The sequence below is a fragment of the Pseudonocardia sp. GCM10023141 genome, from assembly GCF_042653605.1.
This window is the reverse complement of sequence record NZ_JBHSIR010000098.1, coordinates 1-1,361: the sequence shown is the minus strand read 5'-3', so window position 1 is coordinate 1,361 and position 1,361 is coordinate 1. Positions and strand designations below refer to the sequence as shown.

At 67.2% G+C, this 1,361-nt stretch carries 1 protein-coding gene; it reads left to right on the top strand.

Annotated features, from left to right (window positions below; all coding sequences use genetic code 11):
* The coding region (groL, locus tag ACFPFQ_RS48240) for a chaperonin GroEL (protein WP_379630059.1) at nucleotides 1-1,361 on the top strand (1,361 nt) is incomplete at both ends.

Here is a 1,361-nt window from a genome sequence, read left to right as displayed (position 1 = left end):
CCGACGCTGTCAAGGTGACGCTCGGCCCGCGTGGCCGCAACGTTGTCCTGGAGAAGAAGTGGGGCGCGCCCACCATCACCAACGATGGTGTGTCGATCGCCAAGGAGATCGAGCTCGAGGACCCCTGGGAGAAGATCGGGGCCGAGCTCGTCAAGGAAGTTGCGAAGAAGACCGACGACATCGCCGGTGACGGCACCACCACCGCCACGGTGCTGGCGCAGGCACTGGTGCGCGAGGGTCTGCGCAACGTGGCCGCGGGTGCGAACCCGATGGCGCTCAAGCGGGGCATCGAGAAGGCCGTCGAGGCTGTCTCCGAGGCGCTGCTGAAGTCGGCGAAGGAGGTCGAGACCAAGGAGCAGATCGCTGCTACCGCCTCGATCTCGGCTGCTGACTCCACGATCGGCGAGCTCATCGCCGAGGCGATGGACAAGGTCGGCAAGGAAGGCGTCATCACGGTCGAGGAGAGCCAGACCTTCGGTCTGGAGCTCGAGCTGACCGAGGGCATGCGCTTCGACAAGGGCTACATCTCGCCCTACTTCGTCACCGACGCCGAGCGCATGGAAGCCGAGCTGGAGGACCCCTACATCCTCCTGGTCAGCTCCAAGATCGCCACGGTCAAGGACCTGCTCCCGCTGCTGGAGAAGGTCATGCAGGGCGGCAAGCCGCTGGCGATCATCGCTGAGGACGTCGAGGGCGAGGCTCTTGCCACGCTCGTCGTCAACAAGATCCGCGGCACCTTCAAGTCCGTCGCCGTCAAGGCGCCGGGCTTCGGTGACCGTCGCGAGGCGATGCTGACCGACATGGCCATCCTCACCGGTGGCGAGGTCATCTCGGAGAAGGTCGGCCTCAAGCTCGAGAACGCCGACCTGTCGCTGCTGGGCACCGCGCGCAAGGTCGTCGTCTCCAAGGACGAGACCACCATCGTCGACGGCGGCGGCGACGCCGACGCGATCGGCGGCCGGGTCAACCAGATCCGTTCCGAGATCGACCGCACCGACTCCGACTACGACCGCGAGAAGCTGCAGGAGCGCCTGGCCAAGCTGGCCGGCGGTGTTGCGGTCATCAAGGCCGGAGCGGCCACCGAGGTGGAGCTCAAGGAGCGCAAGCACCGCATCGAGGACGCCGTTCGCAACGCGAAGGCCGCCGTCGAAGAGGGCATCGTCGCCGGTGGCGGCGTGGCTCTCATCCAGGCCGGTGCTGGCCTGTTCGAGGGTCTCGGTCTCGACGGTGACGAGGCCACTGGCGCCAACATCGTCAAGGTGGCGCTCGAGGCTCCGCTCAAGCAGATCGCCATCAACGCCGGCCTCGAGGGTGGCGTTGTCGCGGAGAAGGTGCGCGGCCTGCCCGCCGGTCACGGCCTC